The 17,991-nt window shown below is 65.3% G+C and carries 17 protein-coding genes; 7 read left to right on the plus strand and 10 right to left on the minus strand.

Annotation, left to right across the window (positions count from 1 at the left end):
- Positions 1-57: 57 nt before the first annotated feature.
- Both AC066Y_RS32240 and AC066Y_RS32245 read right to left on the minus strand, forming a co-directional pair.
- Positions 58-1,845 carry a tetratricopeptide repeat protein gene (locus AC066Y_RS32240; protein ID WP_478277393.1) on the minus strand — a complete coding sequence of 596 codons (1,788 nt, stop codon included), beginning with the start codon at positions 1,843-1,845 and terminating at the stop codon, positions 58-60.
- Positions 1,846-2,400: 555 nt separating this feature from the next.
- Positions 2,401-4,059: an electron transfer flavoprotein-ubiquinone oxidoreductase gene (locus AC066Y_RS32245; RefSeq protein WP_478277394.1), complete on the minus strand. Its 1,659-nt coding sequence runs from the start codon at positions 4,057-4,059 to the stop codon at positions 2,401-2,403.
- A 282-nt stretch (positions 4,060-4,341) separates the two neighbouring features.
- On the opposite strand from AC066Y_RS32245, the gene AC066Y_RS32250 reads away from it, so the two are divergent.
- The gene (locus AC066Y_RS32250) at positions 4,342-5,166 is read left to right on the plus strand and encodes a uracil-DNA glycosylase (protein ID WP_478277407.1); all 825 of its coding nucleotides are present in this window, start codon (positions 4,342-4,344) and stop codon (positions 5,164-5,166) included.
- A gap of 96 nt (positions 5,167-5,262) precedes the next feature.
- On the opposite strand, the gene AC066Y_RS32255 is transcribed toward AC066Y_RS32250, so the two are convergent.
- The 4 genes from AC066Y_RS32255 to AC066Y_RS32270 form a co-directional block, all read right to left on the minus strand.
- Positions 5,263-6,768: a glycosyltransferase family 39 protein gene (locus AC066Y_RS32255; RefSeq protein ID WP_478277395.1), complete on the minus strand. Its 1,506-nt coding sequence runs from the start codon at positions 6,766-6,768 to the stop codon at positions 5,263-5,265.
- A 254-nt stretch (positions 6,769-7,022) separates the two neighbouring features.
- Positions 7,023-7,799 carry a ribonuclease HII gene (locus AC066Y_RS32260; protein WP_478277396.1) on the minus strand — a complete coding sequence of 259 codons (777 nt, stop codon included), beginning with the start codon at positions 7,797-7,799 and terminating at the stop codon, positions 7,023-7,025.
- A gap of 78 nt (positions 7,800-7,877) precedes the next feature.
- A complete protein-coding gene (locus AC066Y_RS32265) occupies positions 7,878-8,324 on the minus strand; it encodes a VOC family protein (protein ID WP_478277397.1) in 447 nt (148 codons plus the stop codon).
- Positions 8,325-8,491: 167 nt separating this feature from the next.
- Positions 8,492-9,670, minus strand: a complete 1,179-nt coding sequence (locus AC066Y_RS32270; protein WP_478277398.1) for a PA0069 family radical SAM protein — start codon at positions 9,668-9,670, stop codon at positions 8,492-8,494.
- Between the two features lie 165 nt (positions 9,671-9,835).
- Between AC066Y_RS32270 and AC066Y_RS32275 the strand changes: the two genes are divergently transcribed.
- Positions 9,836-10,405, plus strand: coding sequence for a glycosyltransferase family protein (locus AC066Y_RS32275; RefSeq protein ID WP_173641253.1), 570 nt, complete (start codon positions 9,836-9,838; stop codon positions 10,403-10,405).
- A 92-nt stretch (positions 10,406-10,497) separates the two neighbouring features.
- Positions 10,498-11,439, plus strand: a complete 942-nt coding sequence (locus AC066Y_RS32280) for a bifunctional helix-turn-helix transcriptional regulator/GNAT family N-acetyltransferase (protein WP_478277399.1) — start codon at positions 10,498-10,500, stop codon at positions 11,437-11,439.
- A 99-nt stretch (positions 11,440-11,538) separates the two neighbouring features.
- On the opposite strand, the gene moaB is transcribed toward AC066Y_RS32280, so the two are convergent.
- Both moaB and ypfJ read right to left on the minus strand, forming a co-directional pair.
- Complete coding sequence (moaB, locus tag AC066Y_RS32285; RefSeq protein WP_478277400.1) at positions 11,539-12,099, minus strand: molybdenum cofactor biosynthesis protein B; 561 nt, start codon at positions 12,097-12,099, stop codon at positions 11,539-11,541.
- Between the two features lie 203 nt (positions 12,100-12,302).
- Positions 12,303-13,241 (minus strand): KPN_02809 family neutral zinc metallopeptidase, encoded by a 939-nt coding sequence (ypfJ, locus tag AC066Y_RS32290; protein WP_478277401.1) that lies wholly within the window; start codon positions 13,239-13,241, stop codon positions 12,303-12,305.
- 380 nt (positions 13,242-13,621) lie between these two features.
- On the opposite strand from ypfJ, the gene AC066Y_RS32295 reads away from it, so the two are divergent.
- The 3 genes from AC066Y_RS32295 (at position 13,622) to AC066Y_RS32305 (ending at position 16,069) form a co-directional block, all read left to right on the plus strand.
- The gene (locus AC066Y_RS32295) at positions 13,622-14,755 is read left to right on the plus strand and encodes a site-specific DNA-methyltransferase (RefSeq protein ID WP_173641249.1); all 1,134 of its coding nucleotides are present in this window, start codon (positions 13,622-13,624) and stop codon (positions 14,753-14,755) included.
- 166 nt (positions 14,756-14,921) lie between these two features.
- The gene (locus AC066Y_RS32300; protein ID WP_176533139.1) at positions 14,922-15,248 is read left to right on the plus strand and encodes a hypothetical protein; all 327 of its coding nucleotides are present in this window, start codon (positions 14,922-14,924) and stop codon (positions 15,246-15,248) included.
- Positions 15,249-15,382: 134 nt separating this feature from the next.
- Positions 15,383-16,069, plus strand: coding sequence for a glutathione S-transferase family protein (locus AC066Y_RS32305; protein WP_478277402.1), 687 nt, complete (start codon positions 15,383-15,385; stop codon positions 16,067-16,069).
- A gap of 68 nt (positions 16,070-16,137) precedes the next feature.
- On the opposite strand, the gene AC066Y_RS32310 is transcribed toward AC066Y_RS32305, so the two are convergent.
- On the minus strand, positions 16,138-16,314 hold the full coding sequence (locus AC066Y_RS32310; RefSeq protein WP_478277403.1) for a DUF1127 domain-containing protein: 177 nt from the start codon (positions 16,312-16,314) through the stop codon (positions 16,138-16,140).
- A gap of 4 nt (positions 16,315-16,318) precedes the next feature.
- Entirely contained in the window at positions 16,319-16,762 is a 444-nt protein-coding gene (locus tag AC066Y_RS32315; RefSeq protein WP_478277404.1) for a nuclear transport factor 2 family protein, read from the minus strand.
- A 152-nt stretch (positions 16,763-16,914) separates the two neighbouring features.
- On the opposite strand from AC066Y_RS32315, the gene AC066Y_RS32320 reads away from it, so the two are divergent.
- Positions 16,915-17,829 carry a LysR family transcriptional regulator gene (locus tag AC066Y_RS32320; RefSeq protein WP_092124564.1) on the plus strand — a complete coding sequence of 305 codons (915 nt, stop codon included), beginning with the start codon at positions 16,915-16,917 and terminating at the stop codon, positions 17,827-17,829.
- Positions 17,830-17,991 lie beyond the last annotated feature (162 nt).

A 17,991-nucleotide genomic window follows, 5' to 3' on the forward strand; every position in this document is an offset into this window, starting at 1 on the left:
AGTGCGCAATTGCGCACTAGGCAGGGACGACACCGAGTTTGCCGCTCCCCGCAGGCCCTAGCCGCCCTTGCCGTCGTCGTCCTTCTTCTTGTCGGCGGAGGCGGCGTTCGAGGTGTCGTCCGGCAGGCCGTTGTCGATCTTGGCCTGGATCTTCGGCAGCTCTTCCGGCTCGGGCTTGAGGTCGCGGGCATGCGCCCACTGGAACTTGGCTTCCAGCGTGCGGCCGACGCGCCAGTAGGCGTCGCCGAGATGGTCGTTGATGGTCGGATCTTCCGGCTTCAGGTCGATCGCGCGCTCGAGGTTCTTCACCGCCTCGTCGTAATTGCCGATCCGGTAATAGGCCCAGCCGAGCGAATCGACGATGTAGCCGTCGTCAGGGCGCTGATCGACGGCACGCTTGATCATCTTCATGCCTTCGTCGAGGTTGATGCCCTGGTCGATCCAGGAATAGCCGAGATAGTTCAGCACATGCGGCTGCTCGGGCTGCAGCTCGAGCGCCTTGCGCATGTCGGCCTCGGCCTTGTTCCACTGCTTGGAGCGCTCCTCGCAGATGCCGCGGTAGTAATAGGTGACCCAGGCGTTCTTGTCGCCGCCGGCGGCCGGCAGCGCGTCGATCGCCTGCGAATAGGTGGTGGCGCAGTCGGCGAACTTCTTGCGGCCGCGCTCGATGTTGCCGAGCGCCAGGATCGCCTCGATGTCCTTCGGCTGATCCGTGGTGACTTCCTTCAGGATCTTGATCGCCTCGTCGCTGCGGTCGGCGGCGTCGAGATTGGTCGCGAGCTGGATCTGCGCGTTGCGCTTCAGCGGCGAGGACGCCGGCATCCGCTCATAGACCTTGATCGCCATCTGCGGCTTCTTCACCGATTCATAGAGATCGGCGAGCGACAGCAGCGCCAGCGGATGGTTCGGCTGCAGATAGAGCGCGAGCTGCAGATAGACCAGCGCAAGGTCCTCGCCGCCGCGGCGGGTCAGCGTCGCACCGATGCCGTACAGCGCCTCGGCGGCGCCGGCCTGCGGTGAATCGATCAGCGGCGGCAGCTTCTTGCCGGCCTTGGTTTCCTTGATGCCCTCCAGCACCAGCGGATGACGCGGCAGCTTCTTGTCGAACGCCTCGTACATCGCGGTCGCGGCGGCGGCATCCTTGTTGCGCGAGGTCCAGCGCGCATATTCGTCGACCGTGCGCAGCATCGAATCGTCGAGCTTGTAGACCTTCTCGAAGCGGGCGCCGGCATCCTTCTCCTTGCCGGACAGCTCGTAGATCATGCCGGCGTGCAGATCCTTGAAGATCGGATACCATTCGGGGCCGGTCAGCTTGTCGATCGAGGCCACCGCGCCCTTGCTGTCGCCGGCGCCATAGGCCGCCCAGGCCGACAGCAGCGTGGCCACCAGATCGGTGATCGGGCCGCGGACCGACTGGTTGATGTTGGACTGCGCGGCGGCGTATTTCTTCAGCTTGAGATCGCGCACGCCGACGACGAGGCGGGCGACGCGATTGGCCTTGTCCTGGGTCAGGATGCGGTCGGCGAGCTTCACCGCCTCCTCGATGTCGCCATCGGCGAGCGAGGAGATGAAGGCGCGGTCGAGCAGCTCGGAATTCTTCGGATCGGTGCGCAGCGCCGAGCGGTAGAACGCCGCAGCCGAGGCCGCATCGCGCTCGACACTGGCGTGGCGGGCGGCCAGATAGCTGCCGGCGGTGGTCAGCGACTTCAGGTCGGTCTTGCTCGGGAATTGCGCGGCATTGTCGGTCGGATGGTCGGGCGTCTGCGCCGCAAGCTGCGCAGGCACGGCAAGCGCCGCAGCAGCAAGAACGGCAATCGTCAGGCGGTTGAAACGGGTGGACAGCATCACGTTCGCCTTGCTCCAGGGGTTTAAGGCCACGAAGGATTTACGGCCAAGATCTTCGCGACAAGGTCTTGCGATCAGTCTCAAAATGCGAACCCAAGCGGCGGCATCACGGCGAGCGACAATGCCGCTTTTGACGTTTATCCGCAAGGATCGCCCAAAGGTAACCCATGCCGAATCAATTGGCAGATTAGGCCGTTAGGCCGCCGATCCAGCCAGCCCCACCGCAAGACCCTCCCACTATGGCGGTATCGTGACCGGCCCCGGCATATTCGCGTGCGGAAGCAAAAAGCGCCTCGGGGGCTCGCCACACGGCCAGTTCCACCTCTCCCCTTGTGGGAGAGGTCGGAATTCAAGCGGAAGCTTGAATTCCGGGTGAGGGATTCAAGTCTATCCGTCGGTCGAAATCCCTCGATGGACCGGTACTCCTCACCGGGATTGCCTCCGTCGATGCAATCCGGCCTCTCCCACAAGGGGAGAGACCAAGCGCAGGTTGCGGCGCAGACGCAATCTGGCTCACGCAAATGTGGTCGGCCGCGTCAGCCTCGCCCCTTGGCCTTACATCGCCTCGTAGTTCGGACCGCCGCCGCCCTCCGGAGGAACCCAGGTGATGTTGCCGTTGGGATCCTTCACGTCGCAGGTTTTGCAGTGGACGCAGTTCTGGGCGTTGATCTGGAAGCGCGGGCCTGCCGATTCCTCGACCCACTCATAGACACCGGCCGGGCAATAGCGGTTCGACGGGCCGGCGAACACGTCGTGCTCCGACGTCTTCTGCAGGTTCATGTCGGCGACCTTGAGATGGACCGGCTGGTCCTCCTCATGGTTGGTGTTGGACAGGAACACCGACGACAGCTTGTCGAAGGAGATCTTGCCGTCCGGCTTCGGATAGGCGATCGGCTGGTGCTGCTTGGACGGATCGAGCGTCTTGCTATCCGGCTTGGCGTGCGACTGGGTGCCGAACAGCGAGAAGCCGAGCGTGTTGCACCACATGTCGAAGCCGGAGAGCGCCATTCCGAGCAGGTTGCCGAACTTCGACAGCAACGGCTTGGCGTTGCGGACCTTGAACAGGTCCTTGCCGATCGCGGACGAGCGCCAGGCATTCTCGTACTCGACGAGCTCGTCATTGGCGCGTCCGGCGCCGAGCGCGGCCGCGACATGCTCGGCGGCGAGCATGCCGGAGCCCATCGCATTGTGGACGCCCTTGATTCGCGGCACGTTGACGAAGCCGGCCGCGCAGCCGATCAGCGCGCCACCGGGGAAAGAGAGCCGCGGCACCGACTGGTAGCCGCCCTCGGTGATGGCGCGCGCACCATAGGCGAGCCGCTTGCCGCCTTCGAACAGCTCGCGGATATCAGGATGCGTCTTCATGCGCTGGAATTCGTCGAACGGCGACAGATACGGGTCGTTGTAGTTCAGATGCACGACGAAGCCGACCGCGACGCGGTTGTCGTCGTAATGATAGAGGAACGAGCCGCCGCCGGTCTTGTCGTTCAGCGGCCATCCCAGCGTATGCTGAACCCGTCCCTTGCGGTGCTTGGCCGGATCGATCTGCCAGACCTCCTTCAGCCCGATGCCGAATTTCGGCGGCTCGGAGTTGGCGTCGAGCTTGAACTTCGCGATCAGCTGCTTCGACAGTGAGCCGCGCGCGCCCTCGGCGAACAGCGTGTACTTGCCGAGCAGCTCCATGCCGCGGGTGTAGGAATCCTTGTGGCTGCCGTCCTTGGCGATGCCCATGTCGCCGGTCGCGATGCCGCGCACCGCGCCCTTGTCGTCATAAAGCACCTCAGTGGCGGCAAAGCCCGGATAGATCTCGACGCCGAGCGCTTCCGCCTTCGGCGCCAGCCAGCGGCAGACATTGCCGAGCGAGCCGATATAGTTGTGATGATTGTGCATCAACGGCGGCATGATGAAGTTCGGAATGCGGAACCAGCCCTGCGACGTCGTCCAGTAGAAGCGGTCTTCCTTGACCTGCGTCTTCAACGGACAGTCGGCGTCCTCGCGCCAGTCCGGGATCAGTTTGTCGAGCGACACCGGATCGATCACCGCACCCGACAGGATGTGCGCGCCGACCTCGGAGCCCTTCTCCACCACGACGATCGAGAGCTCGGGATTGAGCTGCTTCAGCCGGATCGCGGCCGACAGGCCCGACGGGCCGGCGCCGACGATGACGACATCGAATTCCATAGACTCGCGCGGGGGAAGGTCTTCAGCACTCATGATCTTGATCTCAGCCCGTTGAGAACGCTTCTAAGCTTTTCAAAAGTCGTTGTTTCCGATTTTTGGCGGAAGGACAACCATGGAATTGCGCTTCCATGGCTTTGCACGGCCCGGATACCGAAGAGAATAATCTTTTCCGAAATCGAGCCTCCACTTTTCTCCTCCATGCTCTAAAGCGCGATGAAGGATCATCACGCTTTAGCTCCTTGTTTAAGCATGATCTTTTCGGAAAACCGCTTCACACTTTTCCGGATCATGCTCTAGATTGCAGCCATCATGGCCCTGACGCCCGAGCCCACCCCTACACTGCAGCAATTGCTGGCCTTTTACCTCGAGGCCGGGGTCGATTGCGCGCTTGGCGACGAGCCGATCAACCGGCTGGAAGAGCCCGAGCCAGTTCCCGCCCCCGCCGCGCCGCGTCCATCGGTTGCACTCAATCCGCTGCGGCCACCGCCGATGCCCGCCGTTCCGCGCAGCGAAATCACCATCGCGCCGGACGCCGCAATCGCCTCCGCGCGCGAGGCCGCACGCACCGCGCCGACGCTTGAAGCCTTGCGTACGCTGATGGAGACATTCGACGGCTGCGCGCTGAAGCACACCGCGACCCGGCTGGTGTTTGCCGATGGCAATCCGCAGGCGCGCGTGATGTTCGTCGGCGAGGCGCCGGGCCGCGACGAGGACATCGAGGGACTGCCGTTCGTCGGCCGCTCCGGCAAGCTGCTCGACCGCATGATCGCGGCGATCGGGCTCGATCGCAGCAAGGCGTATATCGCCAACGTCATCCCGTGGCGGCCGCCGGGCAACCGCACGCCGACGCCGCAGGAGACGCAGGTGTGCCTGCCCTTCATCCAGCGCCATATCGAACTGGTGAATCCCGACGTGCTGGTGACGCTCGGCAATCCCTCGACGCAGGCGCTGCTCGGCACGCGCGAGGGCATCATGCGCACGCGCGGCAAATGGATCGATTACGACACCGGCACGCGCACGATCCGCGCCGTCGCCACCTTCCATCCAGCCTATCTGCTGCGCTCACCGTCCTACAAGCGGTTGTCGTGGCAGGATCTGCGCGCGATCGCGAAGGTGCTGCAAGCTGCCACGGCTTCGTAGCCTCGTAGGGTGGGTTAGCGAAGCGTAACCCACCGACTTCGTTCATCGCGGAAAGAATGATGGGTCACGCCTTCGGCTAACACACCCTACGGATCCCTACCCCTTCGGCCGCACGATCGCCCAGCCGATCCGCAGCACCGGCTGCCGGCCGTTGACCAGCCGGTCGAACGAGCGCGGCACTTCCGGCACCAGGCCGGGGAAACGCTGCGCGAGCTCGGGCGGCGGCGTGCCGGCGGTATCCTGCGCGCGCCAGACCACGACGCCGCCGGTCTCGTTGAATTTTGCGACCGACAGCCAGGGCGTCCGCTGCGGCGCGGCGTCGAGCAAAAGATGCGGACGGCGCCCGTTCATCGCAATCAGGCTGGCGAGCTCGGGATCGCCCGCCACCGCGCGCAGGCGCTGGTTGGTGCGGCGTTCATAGCTGTCGTCGAAGAAACGTCCCATCGCGGCTGCCGGCAGCGAGATCGGCACCTCGGTGGTGCTGGTCCAGGGCAGGAACAGCGCCGCCGCCAGCGCGGCCGCGGCGGGCGCAGCGACAGCGAAGGCCCACACCGAGCGCAACAGCCGCTGCCGCCTGAGATGGATCAGATCGCCGGTCGCGACGACGACCGCGAGGCCCGACATCAGAAGCGCCACGCCGGCGCCGCCGAAGGCGCGATCCAGATCGAACAGCCCGGAGACGAAGCTGCTCACGACCGCCGGCGCGAACGCGAAGAAATAGACGAAGTGCTGCGCCAGCGGACTGACCGGCGGACGGTAGATGATCGGGGCATCCTCACGGTCGCGGGCGAACCAGCGCGAATTGAGGATCGCCAGCAGCACGATCGCACCCGTCGCCACGATCAGCCCGCCGAGCACGACACCCCAGCGCAGCGCGCGGGCCTTGAGATCGGCAGCCGCGGGCAAGGTCGGCAGCGCCAGCACGTCGGCGCGGACCAGCCAGATCAGATAGGGCAGCGCCAGCACGATGATGACCAGCAGCGCATAGAGCGGATCGACCGCGCGCAGCGTGCGGCGCCCGCGCTCGGTTGCAAGCGCAAAGCCGACCACGAGCAGGATCATGCCGAGCGCCGCCGGCGTCGTCAGCAGCAGCAGGCCGCAATCGATCGACCAGGCGAACCAGGCGGCGCGCCGATCCTGCCCGATCAATTGCCAGGAATGCAGCAGCAGGAGCGCCCACAGCGGACGCGCCAGGATCAGCGGCCCGAACTCGACGCTCGGCGAGGAAAACACCACGACCGTCATCGACAGCAGCACCGCCAGCACGCCCTGCGGGCCGCCGACGATGGCGCGCGCCAATTGGTAGAAGGCGATGAGGGTGGCGATCTCGCAGACCTGCGCCAGCAGATAGACGCCGAACACGTGATTGCCGGCGGCACGGAAGGCGATGTCGGCGAGCCAGAACGAAAGCGGCGGCCCCATGTCGGTGCCGACCTGATACTCGCGGCCGAAGGCGAGGACGGTGGCGAGATTGCCGGGCGGACTGCCGTAGAAGATCAGCGGCAGGAACAGCCAGATCGCCGCCTGCACCAGCACCACGACCCACACCACGAGGCGCGGCCGGGCGCGGATCAGTTCGACAACCAGGGAGGTAAACCGCATGAAACGCCTGAAATGCCCCAGCCACCCGCACGGAGCGGCGCCATCTGATCCCTGGGGAGTTGATAACGGGCGGCGGCGGGAGAGGCAACCGGGGCCGATGGGTCTACCCGTGCAAAGCCAAACACAGGTGTCATGCCCCGCGAAGGCGGGGCATCCAGTACGCCGCGGCGGCTGGGCTTAGACGCAGCTGTCTCTGGAATACTGGATCCCCGCATGCGCGGGGATGACGAGTGAGGATGATCGGCGCGTTCGCGCTACGCCGCCGCCGATGCCGCGGCATCGCTTTCGGCGTCCACCTTGAACAGGTCAAGCTCGGCCGGGACCGGGAAGTGCTTCAGCCGCGCGGCGACGACCGGCGCGAAGAAGCTGCGGTGATGGGTGCTAGGGCCGAGCCGGTCCAGCGCCTCGAGGTGCTCGGGGACGCCATAGCCCTTGTGCTGCTCGAAACCGTAGCCGGGGCAATCCAGCGCCAGCGCGCACATCAGGCGGTCGCGCGTCACCTTGGCGATGATCGAGGCCGCCGCGATCGAGGCCACGATGCCGTCGCCGCCGATCACGGCGTCGCAGTCGCAGGGCGTGGCGAGCTTGTCGCGGCCATCGACGAAGACGTGTTTCGGCATTTCCGGCAACGCATGGACGGCGCGCGCCAAGGCCCACAGCGAGGCGCGCAGGATATTGTCGCGGTCGATTCGCGCCGGCGAGGCCACCGCGACCGAGAATGCTGCGGTGGCGCAGATTTCCTCGAACAGTTCCTCGCGGCGCTCGGCGGTCAGCCGCTTGGAATCATCGAGGCCCTTGGGAACGCGAGCGGGATCCAGCACCACGGCGGCGGCGACCACGGGACCTGCCAGCGGGCCGCGGCCGGCCTCGTCGCAGCCGGCGACCGGCCAGATGCCGCGCTTGATCAGTGCGCGCTCGCGCCGGAAGCTCGGCCGCGTCACGGCGATGACGCGCTTGTCCGGCCCGGCTGATTTGGCCGGCGCCTTCCTCGATGCGGTCTTTGACGCGCGTTTGGAGTTATCCCGAATCATGCGGGGATGGTGATCAAGCCGGCTCCCCGGCGCAACCGGGAACTCGGCGCCCTTCCCCGTTATTCAGTTCGGCTCGCCCTAATCCGGGATCGACACCCGCCCGCTATCGAGAACCTCGAAGCCCGGCGCGCGCACCACTTCCCAGGCGTGGCCGTCGGGGTCGCCGAAATAACCGCAATAGCCGCCATAGCTGGTCGGCTGCGCGGGCTTGAGCAATGTGGCACCTTTCGACAGCGCGAATGCCATCACGCGATCGACCTCGGCATCGTCGTTGCAGTTCCAGGCAATCGCAACGCCGCGGAACGCTGAAGGCCGCGGCTGATCCGGCAACCCTGCGTCGGTGGCGAGCAGATGCCATGGGAACAGCCCGAGCACGCTGCCGCCGGTCTCGAAGAAGGCGACCTCCTCGCCGGTCGCGCGCATCTTTCTGGCAAAGCCGAGCGATTCGTAGAAGGCGATGCTGGCGCGCATGTCGTTGACGCCGAGCGTGAGGACGGTGAAGCGTGCGGTCGGGGCGTTACTCATGGCTGCACTCACTGTTTTGACTTCTTCTTCGTAGCCCGGATGGAGCGAAGCGCAATCCGGGAAAGTCTCACCGCGGACACAGGTCCCGGATTTCGCGGAGCCTGTCATCGGGCGCGCGTTCGCGCGACCCGTTGGCTTCATCCGGGCTACGGGTCTCCTACTCCCACCTAGAACAAGCTCAGCTGCTGCCCGCTGCGCTTCGGCTTGGCGAAATGATCGGTGGTCAGCTTGGTGCGCCGCTTGTTGAGGCCGAGCTTTTCGCAGGCGATCTCGAAACGGCGGCCGATCATCCAGGCCATCGGGCCGGTGCCCTTCATCCTTGTGCCCCATTGCGAGTCGTAGTCGCGGCCGCCGCGCATGTCGCGGATCAGCGTGAAGACATGCCGATAGCGGTCGGGATAGTTCGCCATCAGCCATTCGCGGAACAGATCGCGCACCTCGAGCGGCAGCCGCAGCAGCACGTAGCTCGCCTCCCTGGCGCCGGCATGCACGGCGGCATCGAGGATGCGCTCGATCTCGGAATCGTTCAGCGCCGGGATCACGGGCGCGACCATCACCGTGGTCGGTATGCCGGCATCAGCGAGCCGCTTGATCGCCTCGAGCCGCTTCGGCGGGGTCGAGGCGCGCGGCTCCATGGTGCGGGCGAGCTTCGGGTCGAGCGTCGTCACCGAGAGCGCGACCTTGGCGAGATTGCGCTTGGCCATCCGCGCCAGGATGTCGATGTCGCGGGTCACCAGCGCCGACTTGGTGACGATGCCGACCGGATGGCCGGCGCGCTCCAGCACCTCGAGGATGCCGCGCATGATCTTCCGTTCGCGCTCGATCGGCTGATAGGGATCGGTGTTGGTGCCGATCGCGATCATCCGCGCCTCGTAGTCGGGCGCCGCCAGCTCCTTCTCGAGCAGCGCGGGGGCGTCCGGCTTGGCGAACAGCTTCGATTCGAAGTCGAGCCCCGGAGACAGGCCGAGATAGGCGTGGGTCGGCCGCGCGAAGCAATAGACGCAGCCATGCTCGCAGCCGCGATAGGGATTGATCGAGCGGTCGAAACCGATATCGGGCGAATCGTTGCGGGTGATTACCTTGCGCGAGGTGTCGAGCGCCACGGTGGTCTGGAACGGCGGCAGGTCATCGAGGCTCTGCCAGCCGTCGTCGAAGGCAACCCGCGCTTCGGCCTCGTAGCGGCCGGTGGCATTGGACTGCGCGCCGCGGCCGCGCCGCCGCTCGCGCTCGATCGCGACGGCCAGCTCGGGAAAAGGGGCAGGAACAGGTGAAGGTGCACCCGCCGGGTTATCGGAGGGCGCCGTTACCGGCGGGTGCTTGAGGGCATGAGAGGATGCTCGGCTCATGCTTTGAAGCTAACAACAACATGAGAACAAATCAAGAACGCAAACCGAGAAGATCCACAAAGTGATGGCGTAAAAATCTGCAGGCGAACAGGCTGCTTTGAATATGACAAGGTGATAACACGGCCGGAGTTTCTCCACCGTTTGAGCCACCGAAGCCTCAAAATCATGCTGAGCGTGATCATCCCCACCGACGGAGTCGAGCGCACGGCGGTCGCAACGCTGGCCGCGCTGGTGCCGGGCGCGGCCGCCGGCGTCATCCGCGAGGTGCTGCTGGTCGACCGCACCAACAGCGACGTGATGGAGCGCGTTGCCGACATCGCCGGCTGTCACTTCCTGCGTTTCGAGGGCACGCGCGCCGCGGCGCTCGCGGCAGGCGCCAGGCAGGCGCGTTCGCCCTGGCTGATGTTCCTGCATCCCGGCGCGGTGCTCGATGCCGGCTGGATCGAGGAGACCACCCAGTTCATCCAGATGGTGGCGGCGAGCGGCAAGGACCGCGCCGGCATCTTCCGCTACGCCCGCGCGCCCTACACCGATCCCGGGCTGCGCGACGGCCTCAAATTCGTCGCCCGGATGATCGCCGGCCCCTCGGCCGAGCAGGGCCTTCTGATCGCACGCGAGCATTACGAGCGGATCGGCGGCTACCGGCCCGACGCCCGCCGCTCCGAGGCGCGCCTGCTGCGCCGGCTCGGCCGCTCCTCGCGCACCATGCTGCGCAGCCGGATCATGGTGGCGTAGGGCATATTCAACGAAGCAGGCACCGGTTCGCGCGAAGAAAACGGGTGAGAAAGCGCTTGCAGATCATTTGATTCCGTCAAATAATATGTTTGATGAAATCAAACTCCCATGACACCGCCCTCGATAGCCAGGTCGCTGCGGTCCGCGGCTTCAGCCGGTTCTATACCCGCAAGCTCGGCATCATCGAGCCGAAGCTGCTGCATTCCCCGTTCACGCTGCAGGAAGCGCGCATCATCTACGAGCTCGCGCATCGCACGGATTGCACCGCGACGGACCTGGTGCGCGATCTCGATCTCGATGCCGGCTTCGTCAGCCGGACGCTACAGGCACTGCAGCGCCGCCAGATCGTGACCCGCAAGCCGTCAAAGGCCGACAAGCGCGTCAATGAGGTGGCCCTCACCGCCAAGGGCCGCACCGCTGCCGCCGACCTCGACAACCGCTCGCGCAGCGAGGTTGGCGCGCTGCTGAAGCAGATGGACGGCGACCGCCGTGCGGCCGTGGTGCGTGCCATGAGCACGATCGAGCAGTCGCTGGAGCCGCCGGCCGAGAAGCCGGTGGGCTTCCTGCTGCGCAGCCATCGCGTCGGCGACATGGGCTGGGTGATCTCGCAACAGGGACGCGCCTACGCCGAAGAATACGGTTGGGACATCAGCTACGAGGCATTAGTGGCCGAGATCTGCGCGCAGTTTCTGCGATCGTTCGATCCGGCCCGTGAGCATTGCTGGATCGCGGAGGTCGACGGCGAGCCGGTCGGCTCGGTCTTCCTGGTCAACGGCGGCGACGGGGTCGCCAAGCTGCGGCTGCTCGCGGTGGAGGAGAAGGCGCGCGGGCTCGGCGTCGGCCGCGCGCTGGTCGAGCAATGCATCCGCTCCGCACGCGAGATGGGCTACAGGAAGATGACGCTGTGGACCCAGAGCATCCTGGTCGCCGCGCGCGGCATCTATGCGCGTGCCGGCTTTCAGCGGGTCAAGGAAGAGAAGCACCACAGCTTTGGCGTGGACCTGGTCGGGGAGACGTGGGAGCTCGACTTGTAGGGCCCCTCCCTGTCGTCATTCCGGGGCATCGCGCAGCGATGAACCCGGAATCTCGAGGTTCCGGGTTCGATGCTTCGCATCGCCCCGGAACGACGGTCATCACGCGCTCGCGCCCTTCGCCTTGGCGCGGCGCAGGTGCTCGTCGAGCCGCGGCATGATCTCGACGAAATTGCAGGGCCGCGTGCGGTAGTCGAGCTGCGCGGCCAGAATCCCGTCCCAGCCGTCGCGGCAGGCGCCGGGCGAGCCCGGCAGGCAGAAGATGAAGGTCGCGCCCGCAACACCGGCGGTGGCGCGGCTCTGGATCGTCGATGCCCCGATCTTGGCATGGCTCAGCATATGGAAGGCGATCGAAAAGCCGTCCATCCGCTTCTCGAACAGTGGCTCGACCGCTTCCGGCGTCACGTCGCGGCCGGTAAAGCCGGTGCCGCCGGTGGTGATGACGGCATCGACGCCCGGGTCTGTGATCCAGCGCCGGATCACCGCGCGGATCGCCTCGACATCGTCGGTGACGATCTCGCGCGCCGCGAGCTTGTGGCCGGCCGCGGTGAGACGGTCGGCCAACGTGGTGCCCGATTTGTCATCCGCCAGCGTGCGGGTGTCGGAAATCGTCAGCACCGCGATGTTGAGCGGGATGAAGGTCTTGGATTCGTCGGTCGACATGGCTTGCTCTCTCGCTCTCTCGCTCTCTCGCTCCCTCTCCCGCTTGCGGGGGAGGGTTGGGGTGGGGGTGTCGCCGCGAGTCGGAGCCTTTGCGAGGAGAGAACCCCCACTCGCATCGCATCTGAAGATGCGATGCGACCTCCCCCGCAAGCGGGAGAGGTGAACCGAAATCGCGGCTACACCCGGCGATCAATCAACAATGACTAGCCGTTGCCGCCGAACGTGTTGCAGGCCTGCACGGTGCCCTGCTGGTAGCCGGTCATGAACCATTGCTTGCGCTGCGCGGCGGAGCCGTGGGTGAAGGAGTCGGGCACCACCCTGCCCGTCGCCTGCCGTTGCAGCGTGTCGTCGCCGATCGCGTTCGCCGTGGTCAGCGCGGCGTCGATGTCGCCGGCCTCGAGGAAGCCCGGCCGCTTCTTCTCCTCGCGGTTAACCCAGACGCCGGAGAGACAATCGGCCTGCAACTCGACCTTGACCTGAAGCGCGTTGGCCTCGGCCTTGCTGCCGGCCTGCTGCTGCAACCGGTTCACCCGCGGGATGATGCCGAGCAGGTTCTGGATGTGATGGCCGGCCTCATGCGCGATGATATAGGCCGCGGTGAATTTGCAGGCGTTGCCCGAGCAGCCGCGGAAGCGCGTCTCGACCTCGCGGAAGAATCCGGTGTCGAGGAAGATGGTCTTGTCCGGCGGGCAGTAGAACGGTCCCATCGCCGACTGCGCCATGCCGCAGCGGCCACCATTGGTGGCGTTGCGGAACAGCACGATCTTCGGACCGGTGTAGGTCTGGCCGCTGGCCTGGAAGATCTCGCTCCAGCGATCGTCGATCTCGCCGAGGATGCCGGCGATCATGCTGCCCATCTCGTCGGTCGGCGCGCCGCGCTTGGCCTGCCCGCCCGACGACTGGCGATCGGTCTGATAGGTCGGCGCCTGGCCACCGCCGGTGAGAATCTCGGCGCCGCCGATCAGGATGCGCGGATCGATGCCGAAGGCATAGCCGAGCAGGCCGAGCACGATGACCGTGCCGATGCCGAGCCCGCCACCGCCGCCCATCGGAATCCCGAAGCCGCCACCACCACCGCCGCCTCCGCTGTCGTCGCGACGGTCTTCGATATCGTCGCTGCGGCGGAAATCATCATAGCGCATGGCGGTTTCCCTTCATTCCAGTCGGCGCCCCAATGCGGGACACACCAACCTAAAATTTCCATTCTGTTAATCAATATCCTGCCCGGCAAAAATTGCCTAGTCGTTAGACGCGCATCCTTTGCAGTGCGAACCGCTGCAAGCAGCGGCAATTTACCGGCCGAATCGCGCCGGTTTGATGATCCGCAAAATTTTTCGCCGAACGCGCTGATGTTGCAGCACAACGCAAACGATAATGCGCCACGCCGTTCAAAAGCTGCTGCAATCTTTTGCATGAACATTTCCAATTAAGTCGATTTTTACTTTGCCGGGTCAATGTGGCGCCAGTCGGTTGTTTAGTCCCGCGTCGCCGACAGCGTCGCCTGAGTCAGAGTTCTTGAGTCATGGTAGTGTCGCGTCGCGGGGCGTCTGCAAGGGCGCCCCGCACTAAATTTGAGAGTGCCCCGTCGAGCCACATCGTCATTGGCGATTGCGTGGCCGAGTTGTCGAAGCTTCAGGCCGGCTCGGTCGACCTGGTCTTCGCGGATCCTCCCTACAATCTGCAGCTCAAGGGCGATCTCAAACGCCCCGACGAATCGCATGTCGATGCCGTCAACGACGACTGGGACAAGTTCTCGTCGTTCGCTGCCTATGACGATTTCACCCGCGCCTGGCTGCTCGCCTGCCGCCGCGTGATGAAGCCGTCGGCAACGCTGTGGGTGATCGGCTCCTATCACAATATCTTCCGCGTCGGCGCGATCATGCAGGACCTCGGCTTCTGGCTCCTGAACGACATCGTGTGGCGCAAGTCCAATCCGATGCCGAACTTCCGCGGCCGCCGCTTCACCAACGCGCACGAGACCATGATCTGGGCCGCGCGCGACGAGAAGGCCAAGGGCTACACCTTCAATTACGAAGCGCTGAAGGCGTCCAATGAGGACGTGCAGGCGCGCTCCGACTGGCTGATCCCGCTGTGCACCGGCGAGGAACGCCTCAAGGGCGACGACGGCAAGAAGGTCCATCCGACGCAGAAGCCCGAGCAGCTGCTCGCCCGCGTGCTGCTGTCGTCGTCGAAGCCCGGCGATCTCGTGATCGATCCGTTCAACGGCACCGGAACGACAGGCGCGGTCGCCAAAAGGCTCGGCCGCAACTATATCGGCTTCGAGCGCGACCGGACCTATGCCGCCGCCGCCGAAGCGCGCATCGCCGCGATCGAGCCGCTGCCGGCCGAGACCTTGGCCCCGTTCATGACCGCGCGCGAGGCGCCGCGGGTGGCATTCTCCGAACTGATCGAACGCGGCATGATCGTCCCCGGCGCGAAGCTGGTCGATGCCAAGAAGCGCCATGGCGCCCTGGTGCGCGCCGACGGCGCCATCATGCTCGGCGACAAGGTCGGCTCGATCCACCGCATCGGCGCGGTCGCGCAGGGCTCCGGCGCCTGCAACGGCTGGACCTTCTGGCACGTCGAGACCAAGACCGGCCTGCGGCTGATCGACGAGCTGCGCGCCGAGATCCGTTCCGAGATGGCGGTGGGCTGAGCGCCGCCGCAATTCCAGTCATCCACTCTCGTCATTCCCCGATGCGCAATTGCGCATCGGGGAATGACGAGGTCGATGACGCCGTCTTGAACGCCGGCCGCCTTGTTGCGCCGCGGCCGCGGGCCTACATTGACCTCCGTCACTTGCCGTTTCGATTGGTCGCCCGATGCGAAGACAATCCGAGACCTTGCTGCTGGTGCCGCTGTTGCCGGTCTTCCTGCTCGGCATGTTTCCGATGCTGCTGATCGGCCTGCTTGGATTCTTCGGCCTGATCATTTTCGGCATCCTGCTGGTCTGCGTCGGCCTGACGCTCGCCCTCGAGGCGCATGGCGAGTTCAATGAAGAGATCATCGTCCACGGCTATGCCCGCGGCTCCGAGCGCGCGACGCAGCTCTCCAACCTGCATGCTGCGACCCGCTCCGCCGCCGTGCTGGACGTCGCGGGCGTTGCGCTGATCGTCGCGGGTATCCTGGGCTTCTTCTGGGGCAGCTGACCAGCGCGCCACGCGACCCTGATTCACAAACTCGTCGCTTGCGCCGCGCAGCGAAGTTTGCGCATGAGGGACGCTGCGGCTTTTTCCCGCCGTGTCCCGATCTCGCCGGTCACAAGAACCAAGGGAGTCCCTTCATGATCAAATTCTATTTCAATGGCGCGCCGAACCCGAACAAGGTTGCACTGTTCCTGGAGGAGTCCGGCCTGCCGTTCGAGGCGACCCCGATCGACACCCGCAAGGGCGAGCAATTCGCGCCGGACTTCCTGAAGGTCAACCCGAACGGCAAGGTGCCGGCGATCGACGATGACGGCGTGCTGGTGTTCGACTCGAACGCCATCCTGCTCTATCTCGCCGAGGAACACGGCAAGTTCCTGCCCGCCAACACGCCGGCCAACCGCGCCGCGACGCTGTCGTGGCTGATGTTCATCGCAACCGGCCTCGGCCCGTACTCCGGCCAGGCGGTGCACTTCAAGCATTTCGCGCCGAAGGACCTCGACTACGCCAACAACCGCTACCAGTACGAGGCGAACCGCCACTACAAGATCCTCGACGACCATCTGGCGAAGTCCCGCTACATGGTCGGAGACAGCTATACGATCGTCGACATGGCGTTCTGGGGCTGGGCGCGGATGGCGCCGTTCGTGCTCGGCGAGGAAAACTACGCGAAGTATCCCAATGTGAAGCGTCTGGTCGACGAGATCTCGGCGCGGCCGGCTGCCGCCCGCGCCATCGCGCTGAAGGACAAGCACACTTTCAAGGCGGAGATGGACGACGCGGCCCGCGACATCATGTTCGGCCACCTCAAGTCCAAGGTGGCGTAAGCCGTCCTTGACGCTAAGCAGGGTGGGCGCGCTGACGCGTTGCCCACCCTGTTATTTTCGATCGCCCGTTACGGCGGCCAGTACGGCTTGCCCTCGTCGTCCCGGCGGCGACGACGGATGTCGGCGCGGCAGACGCCGATATCCTGCAAGTCACGCTCGCTCATCGCGGCTAGCTGCCGCCATGAGCGCCGGTCCTCGCGCCACTGCCTGAGCCAGAACAACGCCGCCGCGAATGCGGCAGGCAATGGCTCAACCCGCCGCGCGAACCGCGGCCGCCGGAAACGGACCGAGCGCCTTCTCGGTCAGCACCGAGTCGCAATATTCCCGGATTTCCTTGATCCGGCCGCCGTCGAAGCGAAACACCAGGCAGTAATCGTTGTCGTAGCGCTGGCCTTCCTTGGTGAGGTTGTTGCCTTTGGCCTCGACCGCGACGATGTCGCCGTCGGCGATGAAGCGATGGGCGACGGTGCGGCCGCGCTCCACCAGCCTGGAGCGGACGTGGCCGTGCAGGTCGTTCATGATCGATTGCTTGCCGGTAAAGGTGCGCGACCAGGAATATTGCCCGGTCACGGTCCAGATCGCGTCGTCGGCGAGATTTGCCACCAGCAGCGATTTCTCGCGCACCGCGGGATCCGGATCACCCGCGATCGCCAATATTTCCTGCACTAGTTTCTTGTTGTCGGCTGCGCTCATGGCGCGTCTCCTTGTGATGGATTGGCTCTGATTTTCAGGCACTTCGCCAAGCGATGCGCCATTCGCTTCGCTTGAGAACGCCTCGCCTGCGGATCATGCGGCGCCGACGCGCATTCTTCCAATCGATAGGTGGTATGATATATATTCACCTGATGAATTTGAATTCGCTTGACCTCAATTTGCTGGTCGCGCTTGACGCCCTGCTGCGCGATGCCAATGTCAGCCGCGCCGCGATGCGGCTCAATCTGTCGCAGCCCGCGACCAGCCACGCGCTGCAGCGGCTGCGCGACCTGATCGGCGATCCGCTGCTGGTGCGCAACGGCGCGCGAATGGAGCTGACGCCGCGGGCGCAGGCGCTGCGTTCACCGCTGGCACAGGCGCTCGACCAGGTGCGCACGCTGTTCGTGTCCGATGATTTCGACCCAGCGCGCAGCGAGCGGCATTTCCGCCTGATGATGCCCGACCTCGCGGTCGAGCTGCTGATGCCGCGGCTGATGGAGAAGGTGACGCAGCTGGCGCCGAACGTCACCATCGACGTGGTGCCGTGGCGGAGCTCCCCGATCTTCACGCCCGACTTCGCCCGCACCATCGATCTCGTGATCTCGATCGGCAACTCCTTCAAGGGATTTCACCGCCAGCGGCTCTACACCGACATCGATGCGCTCGCAGTGCGGCGCGGTCACCCCGCCGGCATCAAATTGAAGAAGCGCGAGGCGTTCCTGGCCGCGCGGCATGTCGCCGTGATCATCCGCGGCCACAACGAGGATCTGATCGACACCTGGCTGCGCGCCAAGGGCATCCAGCGGCGGATCGCGCTGGTAGTGCCGGGCTATATCGAGGCGCTGCACGTCACCGCGCGGACCGACCTCGTCGCCTTCGTGCCGCGCCGGCTGATCTCCGCGCTGTCGAAACAATTGTCGCTGGTGACGGTGACGCCGCCGCTCGATCCCGGCATCGACGAGCAGCACATGTTCTATCCGACACGGGCCCAGATGGATCCCGGTTCGATCTGGCTGCGCCGGCTGATGCTGGAGACCGGACGCGAGCTCGAGACGCGGAAGGTCTAGCTCAGCTCTATCCCCACGTCGTCCCGGCGAAAGCCGGGACCCATATGTGGACGGCCCCCGTGGCACAAGAGCTTTGTGAGGTTTGATCGGATCGCTTGCATCCATATGTCCGGCCTATTGATGCGGCTTGTCGGACCGCTGGCCAAGATGGTTTTTCGCGAC

It is taken from the genome of Bradyrhizobium sp. USDA3010 (genome assembly GCF_056429065.1).

Bases quoted from the DNA above. Each gene is read 5' to 3' on its own strand.
- AC066Y_RS32240 (WP_478277393.1), bottom strand. From the start codon at position 1,845: ATGCTGTCCACCCGTTTCAACCGCCTGACGATTGCCGTTCTTGCTGCT.
- AC066Y_RS32245 (WP_478277394.1), bottom strand. From the start codon at position 4,059: ATGAGTGCTGAAGACCTTCCCCCGCGCGAGTCTATGGAATTCGATGTC.
- AC066Y_RS32255 (WP_478277395.1), bottom strand. From the start codon at position 6,768: ATGCGGTTTACCTCCCTGGTTGTCGAACTGATCCGCGCCCGGCCGCGC.
- AC066Y_RS32260 (WP_478277396.1), bottom strand. From the start codon at position 7,799: ATGATTCGGGATAACTCCAAACGCGCGTCAAAGACCGCATCGAGGAAG.
- AC066Y_RS32265 (WP_478277397.1), bottom strand. From the start codon at position 8,324: ATGAGTAACGCCCCGACCGCACGCTTCACCGTCCTCACGCTCGGCGTC.
- AC066Y_RS32270 (WP_478277398.1), bottom strand. From the start codon at position 9,670: ATGAGCCGAGCATCCTCTCATGCCCTCAAGCACCCGCCGGTAACGGCG.
- AC066Y_RS32275 (WP_173641253.1), top strand. From the start codon at position 9,836: ATGCTGAGCGTGATCATCCCCACCGACGGAGTCGAGCGCACGGCGGTC.
- AC066Y_RS32280 (WP_478277399.1), top strand. From the start codon at position 10,498: ATGAAATCAAACTCCCATGACACCGCCCTCGATAGCCAGGTCGCTGCG.
- moaB (WP_478277400.1), bottom strand. From the start codon at position 12,099: ATGTCGACCGACGAATCCAAGACCTTCATCCCGCTCAACATCGCGGTG.
- ypfJ (WP_478277401.1), bottom strand. From the start codon at position 13,241: ATGCGCTATGATGATTTCCGCCGCAGCGACGATATCGAAGACCGTCGC.
- AC066Y_RS32295 (WP_173641249.1), top strand. From the start codon at position 13,622: ATGGTAGTGTCGCGTCGCGGGGCGTCTGCAAGGGCGCCCCGCACTAAA.
- AC066Y_RS32300 (WP_176533139.1), top strand. From the start codon at position 14,922: ATGCGAAGACAATCCGAGACCTTGCTGCTGGTGCCGCTGTTGCCGGTC.
- AC066Y_RS32305 (WP_478277402.1), top strand. From the start codon at position 15,383: ATGATCAAATTCTATTTCAATGGCGCGCCGAACCCGAACAAGGTTGCA.
- AC066Y_RS32315 (WP_478277404.1), bottom strand. From the start codon at position 16,762: ATGAGCGCAGCCGACAACAAGAAACTAGTGCAGGAAATATTGGCGATC.
- AC066Y_RS32320 (WP_092124564.1), top strand. From the start codon at position 16,915: ATGAATTTGAATTCGCTTGACCTCAATTTGCTGGTCGCGCTTGACGCC.